The following is a 19,208-nucleotide window of genomic DNA, read 5'->3' as shown; positions in this document are numbered from 1 at the left end:
CATAAAAAATGCCCCGGAGCGATACTCCGGGGCATTTTTTTGTGCGGAAAGTGCAGCATTACACTTTAGGCGTCCATCCTTTTTCGTACTCCCGTCCCCAGAGTTCCAGGGCTGCGGGGTTATTGAGAGGCTTTCCTGTTTTGGGATCCAGATCGAGTGATCCGGTCGTTCGTTGAGCAATGTTGCCGAGGTGGCAGATCGTGACGCTGGTATTTGCGTCGTCGATGGGGCTGTTGAGGGCCTCGCCGCTGTTTATAGCAGATATGAAATTGCGAATATGCAGGTCATCGAGTCCACCGCCACCGCGTACATCCATACTGACCGATTTCGCAGCTTCCATCTCTTTACGGATCTCTTTGCCCTTCAGGTCATAAACCCAGTACCCCTGGCGATCCATCAGAACGGTACCTTCGGTACCGTGAATCAATGAACCCCGGCCCCGGTTCCAGAACGGCATCCCGTTGCAGCTGCGGCCTTCCCAGTTGATGGTTTTCTTGTCGGCAAACTCATAGCCAACGTTCTGCGTATCGAAGGCTTCCCATCCGTCATTGAAGTGAAAGCGACCTCCTGAACTGGTCACCCGGGTGGGGTAGTCCACGCCAAGGGCCCAGCGGCACATGTCTATTTCGTGGGTGCCGTTGTTCAGGATTTCTCCGGTACCGTAATCCCAGTACCAGTGCCAGTTGTAGTGAACATAGCCTTCATGGTAGTCTTTTCGGGGGGCAGGGCCCTGCCAAAGCTCCCAGTTCAGCCATTCCGGGCGGTACGTTTTCTTAGGGGACCCAATTCCTCCCCGGGTGTTGGCGTACCACGCTTTGCCCGCGTAAGCTTCGCCAATCAGGCCTTCCTTGATTTCTTTGACGATCTTATTCAGGGTTACGGAGCTGCGGGTCTGGTTACCCATTTGTACCAGTTTTCCGGTCTTTTTTTGCTTGGCTACCAGCCATTCACCCTCCTGAGGGTTGTGGCTGCAGGGTTTTTCGAGGTAAACATCCTTTCCGGCTTCGAGGGCCATAATGGCCATCGGAGCGTGCCAGTGATCGGGGGTTGCAATTACTACGGCATCTACATCGCGGTCGTCGAGGAACCGGCGAAAGTCCTGATTGCCCGTAGGGCGGTGGCCTTTGAGGTCGTATACAGCCTTCTGGGTTTTCTCCACTGCTCTGGAATCGACATCTCCGATCCCGTGAATCCACGAATCGGTGGCCTTGGCGAAGGTCTTAGTGAGGGCACCTCCACGGCCGTTGACACCAAACATCGCCACATTGACGCGGCGGTTGGCGCCGAGAATGTTTTTACCTATCGCCGGAGCTCCAATGGTGAGCCCCGCCCCGGTGAGGGCGGCCGTTTTTAAAAATTTTCTTCTTGTTGACATGATCTTGCTATCTAAAGCGCAGCGGCGCTGCGCTTTTCTGTTGAAATAATTCTGATGGGCACAGGCTTACGGATTTTTTCGGGCCTGTGCCCGTATATCGTCCTCAGCCCGCGGGCAGCTTAAGGATAAAAGCTAGAACTCTCTGATCTTGATGGACCGGAACGAGACGAGGTCTCCGTGGTCTTGCAGTAAGATCGGCCCTGCGGGCCACTGGCCGAAGTTCTCCCAGTATTTGTACTTGCTGTACGCTACAAGCGCGCGAAACATCTGGCTGAAACGGTCGAATTCTACTACCTTATAGCCGTTGAGCCAGTGCTCGACGTGGCCGCCTTTCACAACTATCCGGCCACGGTTCCAGTCTCCAATCCTGATTTCCTTATTGCGCGGAGTATCAAGCGTCTGAGCGGTGATCAGGTCGTAAAGGGAACCGGCGGTGCGGTTGCCGTTGGTTCCTTTTTTCGCGTCGGGATGTACTTTGTCGTCAAGGATCTGGAATTCAAGGCCGATGGCCGATCCTGCTCCTTTGTTGAGCGTGGGGTCTACGAAATATTTCACTCCTGAGTTAGCGCCCTTAGTGGGTTTGAATTCGAATTGCAACTCGAAATCACTGAAGTGATCGGTAGTGATGATATCTCCGCCGTTGGTGCTTTCACCTCCGTCGCTGGCGAGCACACTCAACTCTCCGTTTTCAATTTTCCAACCCTTTTGGGGGAATTCGTCGAGTTTGGCTCCTCGCCATCCTTTGCTGGTTTTTCCGTCCCACAGCAAGCGCCATCCGTGGCGCTTTTCGTATTCACTGAGTGTATTGGGGAGGTTGTTTACCTGCATAGCGTATTTAGCGCCCGGCAATTGATCCGCTTTGGTCGCACCTTCCTTGATCTTGAGATTTTTCCACCGTACCTGCGTTCCCGCCAGCTTGTCGGGGATGCTGTGTACCTGCAGGCAAATCATGCCTGATTCATCAAAATCATCGACCATATTGGCCGCAGGAACGCCGTTGATGAAGGTGCGTAATTCATTGCCGATGGCCTCAATTCTGGCCGTATTCCAGCCTGCCTGACGATAGGCTTTCCGCGCCGGGGGATTGTAGTGAAGAGGGTAGAGCCAACCCCGGCGGCGCTCGTCGTATATACCGCCGGTGTATGCTCTGGGGCTGGGGTCAATTTCCATCTGGTAACCGTAAATACGGCGAATGTCCTCTTCCTGGCGCCATTGGCCACGAAACATCACCCCTGAATTCAGGTTGGGATTGTCTTCGAATTCGAAGGTGAGAACGAAGTCACCGTAGGGGCGGTCGGTGCACAGAAACGAATTTGGGGTCTTTTTGGTTGCTGTCCCTACCAGTACGCCGTCAACGGCTTCGTAGGTCGCCGTCCCGCCGTACTGTTCCCATCCGGAAAGGTCTTTACCATTAAACAATGGTTTGAAATCTGTGTCTTGTGCACACAGATGTGTGCTGAAAAAAAAAGTTAAACAGATTAAAGTAAGTTTTTGCATGCGTCGAATTTTGCGAAAAGGTAAGAAACCTTTAGAATTATGCTGTCATGTACTGTCCTGATACTTTTAAAAACGAGTTATTATTCTCGTTTTCGGAATAAAGTAGCGGGAACGCAGGTGCAAAGAGGGTTAATAAGGTCCGTTATTTCTCTGTCACCACTTTCCGTCCTGCCCAATTATGCTTTTAACGTCCATAACTGGCCCTTCGTCCCATAGTAGCATTGCGTTCATCAGGCGAATTGACTGGAACGACCTGAGGTCTCGAACACGAATAACGGAGGGGCGGATGATTCCTTTCTCCAGTAACATTTCCCGCCGGGTACCCCGTAGCAGCGGCCACGATGGAGTATACCAGTGGCTACCGTCGTAGAGCGCAATATTTGCGTAGCTCGAATCGGTCAGGTGGCCGCGCTGAACCATAAGTATATCGTCGCAATGACCTTTTTTCTCGAGGCATTTACGGATACTGCTTCTGTCGGCGTATTTACGGCCATAGGCGACATTCTCGGCATTTACGAGCTTGAGGCTTTCTACTTTCCTGGGGTGATAGGGCAGGATTTCATGCTTTACCAGCTCTGCTCCGTATTCGATTCTCAATTTGTAGAGTCCCTTGCCTGGAAGATCCAACCCTTCTATGACCTTGTCGAGTTTCAGAGCGGGGGATTTAGCGTAATACGTTCTCCGCGACCGGTCTACGCGCCGCTGGTGATAAGGCAACAGATTGATTTGCCCATCCATAATACGGATCGACTCCAGAAGGATTGGGGGAGTGACTTTATTTTTTGCCAATGAGTGTGTCTCTCAGCGTTTATAATGGATTTGGAGCCCTTATAACAACGATTTACCAGCACGTTAGTACCGGCTTGTTGACTCTAATGTAGGGAAAATTGGCTAACAGACAATGGAATTCGCACTTTTGCCTTGAGTTCAGTGTATTCTTCTTCCCATTTACTACGAGCCGTAATGCCTCCTCCGGAGCGGAAAAAGTGGCTTCCGTCGGGGCGCTCTTCGATCAATCGAATCAGTACGCAGGTGTCTAATGTTGTGCCGTCAAAATACCCGCCGATGCCGCAATAATAGCCCCGCGGCTGGCCTTCGGCCCGCCTGATGATGTCTAAAGTGGCTGCCTTTGGCGCTCCGGATACCGAGCCTGCCGGAAGCAGCGTAGCCAGAATATCACCCAGTTGGTTTTGCCATGCTGCGGGCAATTGACCGCCAATTTTACTGCTCGTTTGCACCAGTCCCCGGCGGCTGGTGGCTATTTTATGGAAATAGCGATAATCGGTTACCCTGACTTTCTTCGCAACCTGACTGAGGTCGTTGCGGATCAAATCGACAATGGTAGCATGTTCAGCGATTTCTTTGCGGCTGTTGAGCAGGGCCGCACGGGCCTTATCGGTGTCGAGCGCTGTACCTTTCATGGGCCGGCTCTCGATGTAACCACTGGCATTGATGGTGACGAAGGTCTCAGGGCTGAAACAAACAAATTTACCCGGCCATAAAATGCGGTATTTAGCTTCACTTTGCCAGTAAATATCTTCCAGGGTGCAGTTGATGTCTACGGGTACCGGAAAGGTTAAATTGGTCAAAAAGCTATCACCCCGGTGAAGCCCGGCCTGCACGGTGTCAAAGGCTTTTCGGAACCGGGCTTCTGCTATGTGATCCGCTGATAATTTTGGAGGGAGCATGCCCTGAGGTGCAGGCCCGGGATCGGGGTAGTCCCGGAATGAAAAACGGGGGACGTCCTCTGCATCCGAACCTTCAGCCCAGACGCGGGGATCGTTCTGCTCGAAGTCGACCACAAAAAAAAAGGGGTGCCTGTTCGTACCAAGTTCGTTCAGGCGCAGTGCCCAGGTAGTCATGTTGTGCTTTTGATGCTGCATCCGGAAATAGGACGTTTTAGAAGGCGAAAAGTTACGAAGCACAGCGAGTAAAAGAATAAGCACTTTCTCAGCGTCTTTATACCGTCGGCCATTACGGGTATTACTGAATGTACCTCATTGTTCGGCTAACGGGCTGATAGCTTGCAAACTTTCTATCTTTCCATTCTTATTCAAATTTCCCGGCTACTATGATCTATAAATCGTTACTGTTTGCATCCCTCTTTCTACTGGTTGTCTCTTGCGGCAGCGATCAGAACGTGCATTCCGATCCGGATGCCGGAAAGGAAGTTCTTCCGGAACAAAAGAAAAACAGGCGTCTCAATTTTGTCGCTCACCGCGTGGTAGACAACGCCCAGGGCTGGCAGGGCTTTACGGTCTCGGATGTCACCAACGACGGTATGCAGGACCTGATTTATAGTTGTGAGGACCCCGGCGGTAATTACCTGGCGTTCCGAACGGGAAGTAATGAAGGAAAACTATGGGAAGAGACCATTGTTGCCAGAATACCTGCGGGAAGTGGGAATTTCATAGCTCAAAGCCCGGAAGCAAGTGATATCAACGGGGATGGTAACGTCGACATTGTGGCGGTCAGGTACTTGAATTCGCGTGATGAATCCGAACTCATATGGTACGAAAACCCTGAATGGAATCCGCGTTCTATCGCAAAAATGAGCGGTAACGCTACGAACTTTTCCGTTGCAGATTTTGACGGTGACGGTCGCCCCGATCTGGCCGTTCGGGCCATGAACGGAAAGGCACTGAAGGTTTACCGCCAGGACGAAAACGGGGGCTTTGCAATGGTTGCTGATATAAAGCTGAAAACCTTGCTGGAAGGAATGGATGTTGGTGATATCGACGGGGACGGCCGGCCGGATATCGTTGCAAACGGTTTCGTATTCACGAACCCCGGAGCCGGTTTGCGGGAGGAATGGTCCTCTGCGATCATCGATGATGAATGGAATGGCCAGGAGGGGGAGGAAGGAACCCGGGTGACCGTCGCAGATGTGGATGGAGACGGCAAAGCGGAGGTCTTCATTACCCGAAGTGACCAGGCTGGTCACCCGTTAAGTTACTATCAGCAACAGCCTGGAAACAGTTGGGAGAAGCATGTAATTGCTGAGGCCCTCCCGGCGGTACACACCCTTCAGGTTGTCGACATGGATCTGGACGGACGGATGGATGTTGTGACAGGAGTTAATCCTTCCGGGGCGGCAGAATTGAATCCTGAGGTCACAAGCTTCCCTCTTCTGGTGATGTTGAATAAAGGCGATGGTGTTTGGAAACGTAAGCTTATCGAAACCGATGGGATTTACAACGGTAGGGTTGCCGATTTCGAGGGGGATGGCGACTATGACATTTTCCGACATCCCAATCACAAGGCTCCGGACCTGTTCTTTATCGAAAATCAGATCCGTTGACCGTAAAGAATATTGCGTAAAATCAATGTTTTTCAGGCGCACACGCAGGTGCAGGGCAAGGCTTATTTAAGGGCCGTTGCTCTTCCAACCTGCCTGGCACCTGCGGCCCCGCAAGAGTAGCTTCACCGACCTTTTCTACGACCCTGATGTCGTAAGTATCAGGATCACCAGGGCTGGTACGGAAGGAAACTCCACCTCTGTTGTTCTATCTTCGCCCTGATGCAAACCCTTACTCCTCAAGAATATTTTACCAACCCCTACTGGACGAACCATGTACTGTTGGATGTCCGTTCCCCCGGAGAGCATACTGTCGGGAAGCTGCCTGCGGCAAAGAGCCTTCCACTTTTTACGGACGAGGAAAGAGCCGTGGTAGGCACGCTGTACAAACAAACCAGCCCGGATGCCGCGCTGCTCTCCGGCCTCGAAATAGCCGGAGGGAAGATGCGTTGGCTCGTAGAGGAAGCCCGCCGCCTGGCTCCCGGAAATAAGGTGGTTGTCCATTGCTGGCGTGGCGGACAGCGCAGTGGCAGTGTCGCCTGGTTGTTGGAGCGGGCGGGCTTTGAGGTAGCCCAGCTTACGGGAGGTTACAAAGCCGCCCGTCATCATATTCGTAAGTATCTGGCCCAAAATAACCACCAGCTACGGGTACTGAGCGGCCCCACCGGCTCGGGTAAAACACCCGTGCTCCTTGCCATGCAGCAGCAGGGAGCTTTTGTAGTCGATCTGGAAGGCCTGGCCAACCACAAAGGTTCTGCGTTCGGCGCCCTGGGAGAAGCCCCCCAGCCGAGCTCGGAAGAGTTCGAGAATCAGCTCTACGCCGCGCTGAAGGCCATCCCTCCGGGCGAGGTCGTTTGGATGGAAGATGAAAGCCGGATGATCGGCCACGTGTACATGCCCGATGAGTTCTACGAACGACTCTGCGCCGCACCGGTTTACTCCCTCGATCAACCGCTGGAATGGCGGGTGAACCACCTCGTTAAAAGTTACGCCCGGTACCCCAAAGAAGACCTGATGGATTCTTTCAGCCGTATCCGGAAAAAACTTGGAGGCCAACACCTGAAAGCTGCAATCGAATACCTGGAAGAAAACGATTTTGCCGCTGCTGCACGCATCGCACTGGTGTACTACGATAAAGCCTATCACCACTACGGAGAACGACGACAAGCCAGGGTCGTGGCCACCGTTCAGGCGGTAAGTAAGGACCCCGCCGAGGTCGCCCGCCAGTTGATGGAGTTAGGATAAATGAAAAAGGAGTTGCCTCCCGGGATTGCCTAACTATTGGTCATCCCGGAGGGCAACTCCTCCACCAGGCTGCAGGCCTGGAATGTAACTACTTCTTACGGGCGTTACTACTCTTTCACGAGTTTGGTGGTGTAAATCCGTCGGGTGCCTTCCAACACTTCTGCGAAGTAAACTCCGGCGGGCAGCGCCTGACCAAATACAACGCTTTCTCCGTCCACCTTTTGTTCTGATACGAGGCGACCGTTGACGTCCGTAACGCGGAGCGTTGCCTGGTTCAACGTACGGCCATCGAAGGTAAGCTGGAAGCTTTCGCTGGCAGGGTTGGGAAACACCGAAGCGGTGAATCCTGCCGCGTCATAATCGTCTGTTCCTACCGGGATGGTACGGCCATACACAAGGAAGTTGTCGAAGGCTGCTTCAACAATGTGTCCGTTGGGGGCAGAATCATCAGTTTCGACGATAATCTGCAGAGAGTCAGTGATTTCTACGAAATCGGAAATTAGGAATGAGTCCGCAGTCCAACTGGCATCACCGTCGGCTTCGTATACCCTGGCTACTACTGTTTCACGCCCGTTGCTGATCTTGATGGTCAGGTTATCATCGGGCGTAGTATCTCCGCCATCGTTGGCAAACCAGTACTGGTAACTGACCTTAAGGTCAGCAAGGCCGAGGTCCTGAAACATCGGGGAGGTAAGGGTAACCGTACCGCCATCGACGTCATCGTCTCCGCCGCCACCGCCGCCATTTCCGGTCACGTAGGCTTCGCTGCCGAAGTCTCCCGCAGCGTCGAAACCGGGGCTGCCGGGTATATTACCAAAGAAAGTCCCGACGGGAATTCCACGCACCCAAAATCCTGATGTGGCACCTTCGTCGGAAGCCGTCCATCCTTCGTCGGAAACGAAGTCATCCATGTACCCTCTGGTGAGGCGGTAAACGCGGTTTTCGAGGGTTGAAGGACTGATCGTTTCTTCGCCGATGGTGAGGTAGCCCCACTCCGCAACGTAGAGGTCGTAATCACCTTCAAATACATTGTCGATGATAACCTGACCGTCAGCATTGGTGAGCATGTCGACCGACGTGTCTTCCTCTTCGTTTTTGAATACGAAGCTTGCGTTAGGGATAGCCTCTCCGGTCTCATCGTCTACTACCGTGACGCTGATATCGTACCGGCGAACGGCCGGTGTGAGGGTAGTGTCGAGGCGCAGGCAAACATCGTTAGCCATGTCTACCGGTACCGTCAGGGGAAGGTAGTTTTCGGCCGTAAAGGTCACTTCAAAGCTGCCTCCGTCGGCAATACCTGTTTTGTATTCGCCGATTGCACTGGTTGTTGTTCCGTTTGGCTGCGTGGAGTTGATGCTCACGCTTACACCGTTGATGGGGGTGCCGAGGTCGAGGTCGGTAATGATTCCTTCCAGACGCGCTGCGCGTTTGTAGTCAACATCAACAACGTATAGTCCGGTGGCCCGGTCAGAAACCAGGGTGAGGCCCGAAGGGAGGAAAGGGTAAGCACCCCAATCTCCGTTGAAGCCACCGTTGCTTCCCAGCCAGGTATCGTAATTGGCTATCTCGATGATGTTGTCGGGCTTGCTCGCGTCCGCAACAACCAGTCCGTCAGTATAGTAGCTGATGGAGAGGTAATCATCGATGACGTGCACGTTGTGGGGGATGGTCCCTGTATTGATGGAGCCCAGGGGCCGGAACTGGAAGGTTTCCTTGATGTCGGATTTGTCACGGATGTCATAGGCTGCTACGGGAGCATTCGCCTTCTCATCGGTAGTGAAGATGTACTGCTGGTCGTCGGTCGTCCAGGCGTTGTGGGTGAAGTTGAAAGGGGTACGGGTGGTACCGAGAGTGATCGGGTTGTCGAGGTCAGAAATGTCGTAGAGCGCAAGTTCTCCGTCGTAAATCTCGGAGCAATAGAGGGTGTCTTCTACAACGTAAACGTCGTGACTGTACGTAGCTGGCCCCTTACCGATGTACGTCGGAGTCATCGGGTCGGCAGTGAGGTCAAAAATGAGGATGCCGCCATCGTTGATCTGGCGGCTGCCACCGGCAGTGTATAACCGTCCGCGATTGGTGTCGATGTACAGGTTGTGGGCCTGGATGAATTCCCGCCCGTTACCGATGATGTCAGGGTACGTGGTTTTCTTGAAAGGGACACTGTCCGGGAGGAAACGCAGGTCGAAAGCGGATATTCCTTCGGAGCCCTGGTCGGCAACGTTGTAAGCGTATTCGCCGTAGGTTTTCATGTCCCGCCAGATAGAATTATCACCGTTGATTCTTGCCACTTCAACGGCATTGTCGGGGTCCGCAAGGCTTACAAACGAAATACCATTGTCGAGTCCGATGATGGCGTATTCTGTTCCGTCCGGAGCAACGTAGCCCCACACGTCGTTCACGGCTACATCATAGTCGAGTTGAGAACGAAGTGTGCTGTTCAGTTGTGAAAATAATGTGGTGGACAGGGCCAGAAGGTTAAGGAGCAAAAAGTGCTTCATTGGTGTGAATTGGTTTGGGCCCGCAAAGATAGCTTAAGTAGTTGTCATCCAGCGGAGAGCGAAAATGTCTTGTGATTTAACACTGTAAGGTCACCCTTTATCCGTAAGACCCTCAAATTAGTGTACTGTTTTCCCACCCTTAAGCGGCCACACGACATTTCAGGCACAACTTCGATCATCAAAATACATCAGTTTTTACTCATCCTTAAATTTCCTAAGATTAATTGTACAATAAAAAATCTGCAGCAAGCTGGTATGGAGCTTACTGCAGATCAGGTAGTAGATTCGGGAACAACGCTTTATTGCTGCTTATAATAAACGATAGGCTCGGTAGAAATACCGAGCAAACTCAACTCCAATACTTCGGGAGTGAGACGGATGATGCCATAGCAGTCTGTTCCGGCGGGGCCGGAAATGGTAAAGCAGGCAATCTCCATAGGTTCTCCTCCATTGCAATCGCCGGGGCAGGCAGCGTGGTACGTCATATCTTCCTCGACGAGCAGTTCACCGCGGTAGTAAGTTTGGTAGTGATCCGGGGTGAAAGCCACTATTTCGTCGGAGTCGGTGCTGTTCACCCAGGCGCCGTTAAGTACCTCAGCCAGAGCTGCTTCCGCTGTGTTGGGAGCCGGAGCTGCGTACGTTGAAGGAGCTGCTGCAGTAGAATTATAAGCCTGGGGCGCAGCTTGCGCGGCCGCAGGTGCTGAATAGGTTGAAGGAGCAACATCTGTACCCTTACCGGTTTGTTGCGGATTCATTGGTACGGAGCCATAAGCCTGGGGCTGATCCGTGCCTGCGGGAACGGATCTTTGCACCTGCGTCCCCGCCTGAATCGGCTGTGGAGACGTTGTCATCGGCGGCGCCATACTTACTGGTTGCGGACTTGTACTTGGGTCATATGCAGGGCCTTCAAGCCCCGTTGGTGGAGCCTGTATCGCCGCGGTTTCGGTGCTGTTTCCCGACTTGAATACGTTGCAGGAAGCAAACAGGGCAAAGATCAGGAGCAAGAATGTGTAACGCATAGTTGGTTGTTTTTTGGGGCCAGCACTAAGGTCTGAAAGCCTAACGAACTAACAGTCTGCTGCTTTAACGGACGAGCAGCGGTGGGTGTTTGTCAATAAATGTAACAACTTCGGCGGGATCATCCGTTAAATGCAGGTAGTCAGCGTATTCTTTTCCTTCCGCGAGCTGGGTCAGTACCGGATAAAGCTGGGTTTCTACACTGTACCGGTGCTTCCCCAAAAATACCATCGGGCTTACGTAGTCGAAGGTAACATAGTGGTTTTGGGTGGCGTCCATAAATATTTCCTGGGTAGTTCCTGCACTTCCAGGCGCATAGACGATGCCGTAGACCGCGATGGCCAGCAGGGTGTCTTCCCTGATGCTGTTACTGAAGTATTTAGCGATGTAAGTCGCAAAAAGGTTGCTCGGCTCATGGCCGTAAAACCAGGTCGGTATGGCCAGGCTTTCGGTTCCCTCCGGGAACCTTTTCAAAATCTTCATTGCGGCATCCTGAAAGCCCTTATCTCTGTAGGTCGGGGCTGTTTTCAGGGTTTCGAACACCCATGTAAGTTCTTCGTCTGTTCGGCCGGCGAGGTAAGCCCCCAGGTTGGCTGCTTCCATTATCCCGGGGCCACCGCCTGAGACTACGAAATAGCCTGCTTCGGCCAGTTTTTTCGCAGTAAGAAGGCTCATGCGGTAATCTTCCGTATCCCGGCCGGTACCGTGCCCGCCCATAAAGCCTACGGCTTTGCGTTTTGGCAGGCCATCTTTCCCAAAGCTCAGTAAGCGCCGCAGTCCCTCGTCGATGCTGAAGTCATGGATTCGTTGCCAGAGCGCCTCGTTGATGCTCGGGCATTGCTTACCGAACTCGAAATGGCGGTAAATCTCAAGATCCTTGCTATTGTCTTCCTCGACCGAATAGCCAACCATGAGTTCCAGGCAGGTGTAAAGGTTTCGGCGCAGCGGCCGGTAAGGAAGATTGGCCGGAGCGTGCAGAAAATTTGCTCCACGGCGGCGCAGCTCGATCTCAGTTTCCAGCGGTAATTCGCACCCGATGAAGAGGGTGGAATCATCGACTTCGTATTTGTCCCATTTTACGGTTACAGCACGCAGGTCGATGTCAACCAGCGTAGTGTTTTTCAGATCTTTCGTTCCGGAAAGGAGCCATTCCTCGTCAATCGTTCGGAGGATAGGACAAGCGTCTTGTTTAAATTTAGAAGGCAAGGGGAAATAATCAGGTGATTAAGTAACCAGGTAGTTGTACGATCTGTAGTTACGGGTGTACTGCATGACCGTTGAAACCCTGACTTAAAATACGGTGCAAGCGGAGCACCTGCGGCAAAAGTAACCGCTGACCGTCATTTATGATAATATGGTCGGCGGCGGCTTCCTTTTTTTTATCGGACCACTGCTTCGCGGCACGGGCCGCGAATGCCTCAGGAGTTGTTTGGTCACGAGCGATGACGCGCTCACGACGGGTAGCCTCCGGGGCTGCGATTACGATCACCTGATCGAAGCGACTCATAGCGCCGATCTCAAAAACAATAGCGGCCTCGTAGAGGGTATAAGGAGCAGCAGCGTGCTCCACCTTCCAGCGTTCGGCGTCCTGATGGACTGCGGGGTGGACAAATCCGTTAAGAGTGGCCAGCGCTTCATCGTTGGAGAAAGCTTTTTCGGCCAACCATTTCCGGTTGAGGTTCCCATCGGGCAGGTAGGTTTCTGCACCGAAGGTTGCAATCAGGTTGTCCTTTAGTTGTCCGTCTTCCAGCATCAGCCGCTTTGCGGCTGCATCGGCGTAGTACACAGGGATGCCCATACGTTCGAAGATGCGGCAAACGGTGGTTTTGCCAGAGCCGATATTTCCGGTAATTGCGTGGTGCATGAGAAATGGTACTTTGATTCGTTGCTGATTTGGTATTTTGGCGACTGTGAGTCGGTCACGCAATCATTACACTTCACTAACCCATGAGTTGGCCTGTGGTTTGCGGACACGAACTGAATTCACCCGCTCGATCACGTATACTCCGCCTTCATGAAAGCAGTAGCTCTGATAGAATCCATTGTCGCCACCATCGGGAAGGCCGCAGGCTACCTGAATCTACTCCTCATTTTCGTGATAGTGGTCGACGTCAGTCTCCGCGCAATTTTTAACCAGACTGCGGCTTGGGTAGGAGAGCTCTCCTGGCACCTTTTCGCGATGATTTTTCTTTTGGGGATTCCCTATACGCTTCAACAGGACCGGCACGTGCGGGTCGATTTGTTTTACGAGAAATTCAGCCCTGCCAACCAGCGGCTTGTTAACCTCGTCGGCACCCTTTTGTTTTTGCTCCCCTGGGCGATTGTTTTGCTTTTTACGGGTTGGAACTTTGCGGCTGAAGCACTGGCTAGTGGAGAGGGGAGTCCTAACCCAAACGGTATTACCAGTTTCTTCCCGATTAAAGCAATGATCCCGCTTACCGCTGCCTTGCTCATTCTGCAGGGTATTGCATCCTGCGTTCGCGCCTACTCCGGCCAGCCACCTGAAGAATAAGCTTATTGTAATTGATTAACCCCCGGAATCGGGAGCCTCTGTTAAACGCATTGACTCTTTCCTCCTTCCCGAACGCAATCGTCTATGAGCCTGGCCATTCTTGCCCTTATCCTCTTCGTAAGTATTTTTCTGCTTGTCCTGTATGGGTACCCGGTTGCATTCACGCTCGGAGGCCTGTCTCTCCTGTACGCTTTTTGTTTCCTTGATCCGGTCGTGCTGACGCTGCTGCCGAACCGGGTAATGGGCGTGATGGATAATTCTGTATTGCTTGCGGTACCTCTTTTTGTCTTTATGGGGATCATGCTGGAAAAAAGCGGCCTCGCGGAGCGTATGTTACGAACGATGACCGAGTTGTTCGGTCGTGTCAGAGGCGGCATGGCGATTTCGGTCATCATCGTCGGGGCTCTTCTGGCGGCAAGTACAGGGATCGTCGGTGCAACGGTAATTACGATGGGGCTCATCAGTTTACCTCCGATGCTCAAACGAGGCTATCCAGCTACGGTATCGACCGGAGTGATTGCCGCTTCGGGGACGCTTGGGCAAATCATACCTCCGTCGGTGGTGCTCGTGTTACTGGGCAGCGTGCTGGGCGTTTCGGTGGGCAAGCTGTTTTCTGCTGCTCTTTGGCCAAGTTTATTGCTCGTTGGAGCTTATGTACTATATATAATAGGTCTTGGAATTTTAAAACCTCAACTCTTCCCGCGGGGAGACAATGATCTTAAAGGCTGGACCCCGGCATTCTTCAAGGATTTGCTGCAAAGCCTTTTGCTGCCCTTACTGCTGATTGTTGCTGTGCTTGGCTCTATCCTCGCAGGTAAGGCGTCTCCTACTGAAGCATCTGCCATCGGGGCCTTCGGCGCTGTTCTGCTTACCCTGACTCAGGGGAAACTGAAATGGGCAACGGTCAGGGACGTCTGCCAGGACACGACACACCTGACGGCAATGGTCTTCATGATTCTTCTGGGGGCCACAACCTTTTCGCTGGTGTTCCGGGAACTGGGCGGAGACCAGTTTCTGGTCAGGCTGATAAATCAGGGAGGTTTATCGGAGTATCAGTTTCTGGCGTTTGTAATGATTGTAGTCTTCGTTGCCGGTTTTTTCATCGACTTCATAGAGATTGTCTTCATCATTGTTCCCGTCGTGACGCCGATTTTCATCGGTTATGGTACAGATTTGGTGTGGTTAGGCATCCTTTTGGGCATTAATCTGCAAACCAGCTTTCTTTCTCCACCTTTTGGTTTCGCTCTTTTTTACCTCAAGGGAGTTGCCCCTCCGGAAGTGAAAACCGTACATCTTTACAAGGGGATTATTCCTTTCCTGGTGATTCAGGTCTTTTTGCTCATCGTAGTGGTCTTGTTCCCGAACTGGCTAGGCATCAGTATGTAGAGGATGAAATGTTGTTTTTCTGATGCGAAATTACAGTTACACATATACCTGCCTGATTTTTTTGGGGCGCTGCCACGCGGGTGCAAAAATCAGTTGGCCGGCAGAAGAACGTAATTGGCAGGTTGCTGAAGAGAAGAGATAAAGTGTTAAATTGAGGAGAATCACAAAAAAGTGTGATATTTCTTGTGCAAAAGCAGCTAAACTTTAGAAAAAGACTTAGTACCTTTACGGCAACTACCAGACTTTCCCATAAACTGGTATTTTCGTTTTTAATCTCAGACTGACGACTTTATGAAAAATTTCTACTTCTTTACGGGCCGAATAGGCCTGTTATGCTTGCTGCTTTGCAGCGGGTTTAACCTGTTTGGACAGGACCCTTGCCTAATGGACACCGAAGCCCCGGCCATTATGCAGACCAACTTTATCAATGTATCTGTTTCTTCCAGCCAGAACCCAGCCTGCCCTTGTCCCGGAAGCACCTTCCTTGAAGACAACGCGCTTGGTCAGGATCTCCTGGTAAGCGACATCATTGATTTCGGTAATGTTTTCTTCCCGGACCTTGCTCCCTTCTTCCTCGGTATCTTCGAAGATAACTGTACGGCAGATGAGGACATCATTGTTCGTGTTACTGAAGTAAACCACTTCCCACTTGAAAATGGCAACGACAGTATCGTTGTCTACGGTGTTTTGGTTGATGCTGCAGGTAACGAAAGCATTCAGGACACTGCTACCATTATTCTTGTTGATGACATCGACCCAGTACTCACTTGTGAGTCTGAGATTGAAGTTTTGGTTGACGAGATGGGCAATGCTAGTGTTACTGACACCGCTGCTCTGCTCCTTACCTTTTCTGACAACTGCACAGATTCTGCTGCTATTGTAGTTTCTCTTGACGCTCCGGTTCTCGGTTGCGACGAGACAGGTACTGCTACTGTGACCGTTGCTGACGCTTCCGGTAACACTGCTACTTGTATGGTTGGACTTACTGCTGTTGACGCAGTTGCTCCTACCGCTGTTTGTGCGGATGTAACTGTTGAGCTCGACGCTATGGGTCTTGGTTCACTCGACGGTGTAGGTGCTGGTACCGGAACTGCCGCTGTGGTTGTAACCGGTTCACTGGACGATACTGATCCTCAGTTCGCCCGCCCCAATGCTAACGGAACTACTTGTACCACTTCAGTTGGAGATGACCACTACTACGACGTGCTCAACTTCACTATCGATTCAGAAGACATGTACACTATCAGCATGACTCCGAACTCCAATGGTGATTTCTTCTTCGTACTTTACGAAGGAGGTTTCGATGCTGCTGCCCCTTGTGACAACTTCCTCGAAGGTGATGATGATGCTTCTGGCTCACTCGATCCTGAGTTGATGATCCAACTTACTCTCGTTCCTGGTGATTACAGCCTGGTTACCACCACCTTTGCCGGTGGTTTGGCTGTCGGATCTTACGAAATCTCTATTTCCGGCGAAAATGGCGGCATGGCCATTCTTGAAGGAGAGGATGACGATGAAGAAGATGCAACGAGTTCTGTACTTGACGGTGGTTCTACCGACAACTGCGGCGACGTGACTTTCTCTGAAGACATTACTGACTTCACTTGTGCTGATATTGGCGAAAACACCGTTACCCTTACAGTAACTGACGCTGCTGGTAACACTTCTACCTGTACTTCAACTGTAACAGTAGAGGACAACATCGCTCCTGATGTAGTTGTAACCGGTCAGGTTATTGTACTTAACGACGGTAACGTCAGCCAGACACTGGTTGCTGAAGACCTCGTAACTGTAACCGACAACTGTGGCGACGACATGATCTCTATTGTATCTGATCGTCCGCTTACTTTCGACGGCGATGACATCGGTAACAACACTGTAACTTTCACTATCACTGACGCCAACGGCAACGAAATTGAGGTAACTGCATCTGTTGTTGTTACTTTCGATCAGCCAAACCTTGCTTGTATCGGTGAGATCAACCTTACACTCAACGACCAGTGTCAGGGCCTTGTGATTCCTGAAATGGTACTGGTTGGTAACGTAGGCCTTCTTGACGCATTCGACTTCGACATCGTAGTTCAGGACAGCGACCCTTCTAACGGTCCTATCATCGACGGTTGTGGTGAGTTCAACTACATGATCACTTCTACCACTTCTTCTGGTACTACTACTAACGGTTTTACCGGAGATTTCTCCGAAGGCAACTGGACAGTAACATCCGGTGACGATGCTGACGTTATCTTCACTGATGACGAAATCAACATGGTTTCTCCTAACGTAACCTCTGGTACTGGCCTCGACGACGTTGCTTCAGTTTCTTACCAGTTCTCTGAAGAAGGTACTGTTTCCTTCACCACCGAATACAGCCTTGACGCTGACATCATCGTTGACCTCCTGATCATCGACTTCGATGGCAACGTTGTTTTCGAAACAAGCGATGATGAAGTTGTAACCAACGCTGGTACTATCGACATCGAAGAGGCTGTAATGCCTGGTAACACATTGATGATCACCCTTCAGGGTGATGGCTTCGCTACCGATGGTCAGCAGAGCTTCGTGACTGTCAGCGACTTTGTTTTCTCTGGCGGCAGCTCTGTTGGTCTTGACTTCGAGACTTGTTGGGGTGTTGTTCGCGCTGAAGACAAGACACCACCTGCAGTAGTTACTACTCCGGCCAACATCGACCTGCTTTGTGTTGACCTCGACGGCAACAACCTCGCTACTCTGCCTACCAGCGTTAGCCGCTGCTACACTGTTGACGCCTCTACCGGCGCCACCGTTCCCGGCACCATGGCTCCTGCGCTCCGCGCACGCCTGCTGGCTCGTACTACCGCTCCGGTTGTACCAACCTTCACCGATGCATGTTCTGAAGAAATTGAAGTATGTGTAAGCGACGCTGTCGCATATGGTGATGACGCTGACTGTGACGACGTGGTAATCACGCGCACCTTCGTTGCTACTGAGATCGCTGTTTGTGCTTCTGCTTCCGGCGAAGAAAACCCATCAGTTACTGCTTCTTACACCATCACCTTCGATCGTCCGACCCTTGACGATCTGGACGGTGACAACATCGAAGACGTTGTTGAGATCGAGAGCTGTGGCGCTGACCCATCAGTACGTCCTGCTCCACGTGCCAGCGACTACCCATTCCTGGCGATTGGTGACCGTACCTTCAACCTCTCCAGCGGTACCGCTGTATGCAACATCGGCGTTACTTACTCCGACGGACCGAGCATCGTTACCTGCCCGAACACGTACAAATTCGTTCGTACCTACACTGTCATCGACTGGTGTGAGCCGGGCGACATCCGCACCTTCACCCAGGTGGTGAAAGTAGGCGATACTACCGCTCCGACCTTCGTTGGTCCTAACGTTCCAGCTGATGCTGACGGTACCCTCGTTTACGGCACCAACGCCGGTAACATCTGTGCTGCTTACATCCGCCTTGACGACGTGAGCGTGTCTGACAACTGTAACGGTGACGTTACTGTTTCTGCCGAGATCTTCCCCAACGGCGACCTCACTGCTTCTCCAATCGGTGCTTTCACCGTAGTTCCTGGCGGCAACCCTGAGCTCAGCTCTGCGATCCCTGCCGGTACTCACATCCTCCGTTACACTTACTCTGACGTTTGTGGTAACACCGGTGTAACCGACTACGACTTCCGCGTGGAAGATCTTACTCCTCCTGTTGCTATCTGTGAGGATGGCCTGAACATCTCTATCGCTGGCAGCGGTGCGAACAACGGTTTCGCTGTACTGACGCCTGAGAACATCGACAATGGTTCTTACGATGACTGTTCCGGTGTGACCCTCGAGATCGCCCGTGTGAACGACAGCGACCTTCCGATCGGCCTTTACGGTCCTCAGATCACCCTTACCTGTGACGATCTTGGTACTGTTCGCGTTGGCCTCAAAGTGACTGACGCTCTTGGTAACAGCAACTTCTGCTGGCTAGACGTTCTCGTTGAGGACAAGCTTGCGCCTACCTGTGTTGCTCCTGGTAACACCACCATCACTTGTGTTGACTACAACGCAAGCCTGCCCAACGACATCACCGACGCATCTTTCGCTCAACTCGACGCACTGTTTGGTCAGGCTGCGGGTGTAGACAACTGTGGTACAACCATCACTCAGACGGTATCCGGAACGATCAACAGTTGTGGCGTAGGCCGCATCACACGTCGCTTCACTTCTACCGACGGAGCTGGTTTCACCAACACCAACGTATGTAGCCAGATCATCGACGTGATCGGTATCCACGACTACCGCATCACTTTCCCGACCGATGAGTCCGGTGACTGTATGGAAGTACCTTCTTACGACGCTGTTGTAGCCGAGGAACTTGCTTGTGACCTGATCACTACCACCGTTGACGTT

General features: G+C 52.0%; 13 protein-coding genes. 5 read left to right on the top strand and 8 right to left on the bottom strand.

Annotation, left to right across the window (positions count from 1 at the left end):
* Positions 1-58: 58 nt before the first annotated feature.
* From FUA23_RS14720 to FUA23_RS14705, 4 genes are all read right to left on the bottom strand, one after another.
* A complete protein-coding gene (locus FUA23_RS14720; protein ID WP_147931516.1) occupies positions 59-1,375 on the bottom strand; it encodes a Gfo/Idh/MocA family oxidoreductase in 1,317 nt (438 codons plus the stop codon).
* 132 nt (positions 1,376-1,507) lie between these two features.
* On the bottom strand, positions 1,508-2,872 hold the full coding sequence (locus FUA23_RS14715; RefSeq protein WP_147931515.1) for a 3-keto-disaccharide hydrolase: 1,365 nt from the start codon (positions 2,870-2,872) through the stop codon (positions 1,508-1,510).
* A gap of 153 nt (positions 2,873-3,025) precedes the next feature.
* Positions 3,026-3,661, bottom strand: a complete 636-nt coding sequence (locus FUA23_RS14710) for an aminotransferase class IV (protein ID WP_147931514.1) — start codon at positions 3,659-3,661, stop codon at positions 3,026-3,028.
* Between the two features lie 83 nt (positions 3,662-3,744).
* Positions 3,745-4,734, bottom strand: a complete 990-nt coding sequence (locus FUA23_RS14705; protein ID WP_147931513.1) for an aminodeoxychorismate synthase component I — start codon at positions 4,732-4,734, stop codon at positions 3,745-3,747.
* Positions 4,735-4,943: 209 nt separating this feature from the next.
* Here FUA23_RS14705 and FUA23_RS14700 point away from each other — a divergent pair, with 209 nt between their 5' ends.
* Together FUA23_RS14700 and mnmH are read left to right on the top strand one after the other, a co-directional pair.
* A complete protein-coding gene (locus tag FUA23_RS14700; protein WP_147931512.1) occupies positions 4,944-6,173 on the top strand; it encodes an FG-GAP repeat domain-containing protein in 1,230 nt (409 codons plus the stop codon).
* A gap of 219 nt (positions 6,174-6,392) precedes the next feature.
* Positions 6,393-7,415, top strand: coding sequence for a tRNA 2-selenouridine(34) synthase MnmH (gene mnmH / locus FUA23_RS14695; protein WP_147931511.1), 1,023 nt, complete (start codon positions 6,393-6,395; stop codon positions 7,413-7,415).
* A 107-nt stretch (positions 7,416-7,522) separates the two neighbouring features.
* On the opposite strand, the gene FUA23_RS14690 is transcribed toward mnmH, so the two are convergent.
* From FUA23_RS14690 to coaE, 4 genes are all read right to left on the bottom strand, one after another.
* Positions 7,523-9,913 carry a choice-of-anchor B family protein gene (locus FUA23_RS14690; RefSeq protein ID WP_147931510.1) on the bottom strand — a complete coding sequence of 797 codons (2,391 nt, stop codon included), beginning with the start codon at positions 9,911-9,913 and terminating at the stop codon, positions 7,523-7,525.
* Between the two features lie 299 nt (positions 9,914-10,212).
* Positions 10,213-10,932: a hypothetical protein gene (locus FUA23_RS14685; RefSeq protein ID WP_147931509.1), complete on the bottom strand. Its 720-nt coding sequence runs from the start codon at positions 10,930-10,932 to the stop codon at positions 10,213-10,215.
* Between the two features lie 64 nt (positions 10,933-10,996).
* Complete coding sequence (locus FUA23_RS14680; protein WP_147931508.1) at positions 10,997-12,136, bottom strand: LOG family protein; 1,140 nt, start codon at positions 12,134-12,136, stop codon at positions 10,997-10,999.
* 49 nt (positions 12,137-12,185) lie between these two features.
* Positions 12,186-12,794, bottom strand: coding sequence for a dephospho-CoA kinase (coaE, locus tag FUA23_RS14675; protein ID WP_147931507.1), 609 nt, complete (start codon positions 12,792-12,794; stop codon positions 12,186-12,188).
* Positions 12,795-12,944: 150 nt separating this feature from the next.
* On the opposite strand from coaE, the gene FUA23_RS14670 reads away from it, so the two are divergent.
* The 3 genes from FUA23_RS14670 to FUA23_RS14660 form a co-directional block, all read left to right on the top strand.
* Positions 12,945-13,442, top strand: a complete 498-nt coding sequence (locus FUA23_RS14670; protein ID WP_147931506.1) for a TRAP transporter small permease subunit — start codon at positions 12,945-12,947, stop codon at positions 13,440-13,442.
* An 84-nt stretch (positions 13,443-13,526) separates the two neighbouring features.
* On the top strand, positions 13,527-14,828 hold the full coding sequence (locus FUA23_RS14665) for a TRAP transporter large permease (protein WP_147931505.1): 1,302 nt from the start codon (positions 13,527-13,529) through the stop codon (positions 14,826-14,828).
* Between the two features lie 384 nt (positions 14,829-15,212).
* Positions 15,213-19,208 (top strand): hypothetical protein (locus FUA23_RS14660; protein ID WP_147931504.1); only part of this gene is annotated, 3,996 nt, incomplete at its 3' end.

The organism is Neolewinella aurantiaca, assembly GCF_008014675.1.
Lineage (GTDB): Bacteria > Bacteroidota > Bacteroidia > Chitinophagales > Saprospiraceae > Neolewinella > Neolewinella aurantiaca.
Note: the sequence above shows the minus strand (reverse complement) of the source record. Positions and strands in the feature narration are given on the sequence as shown.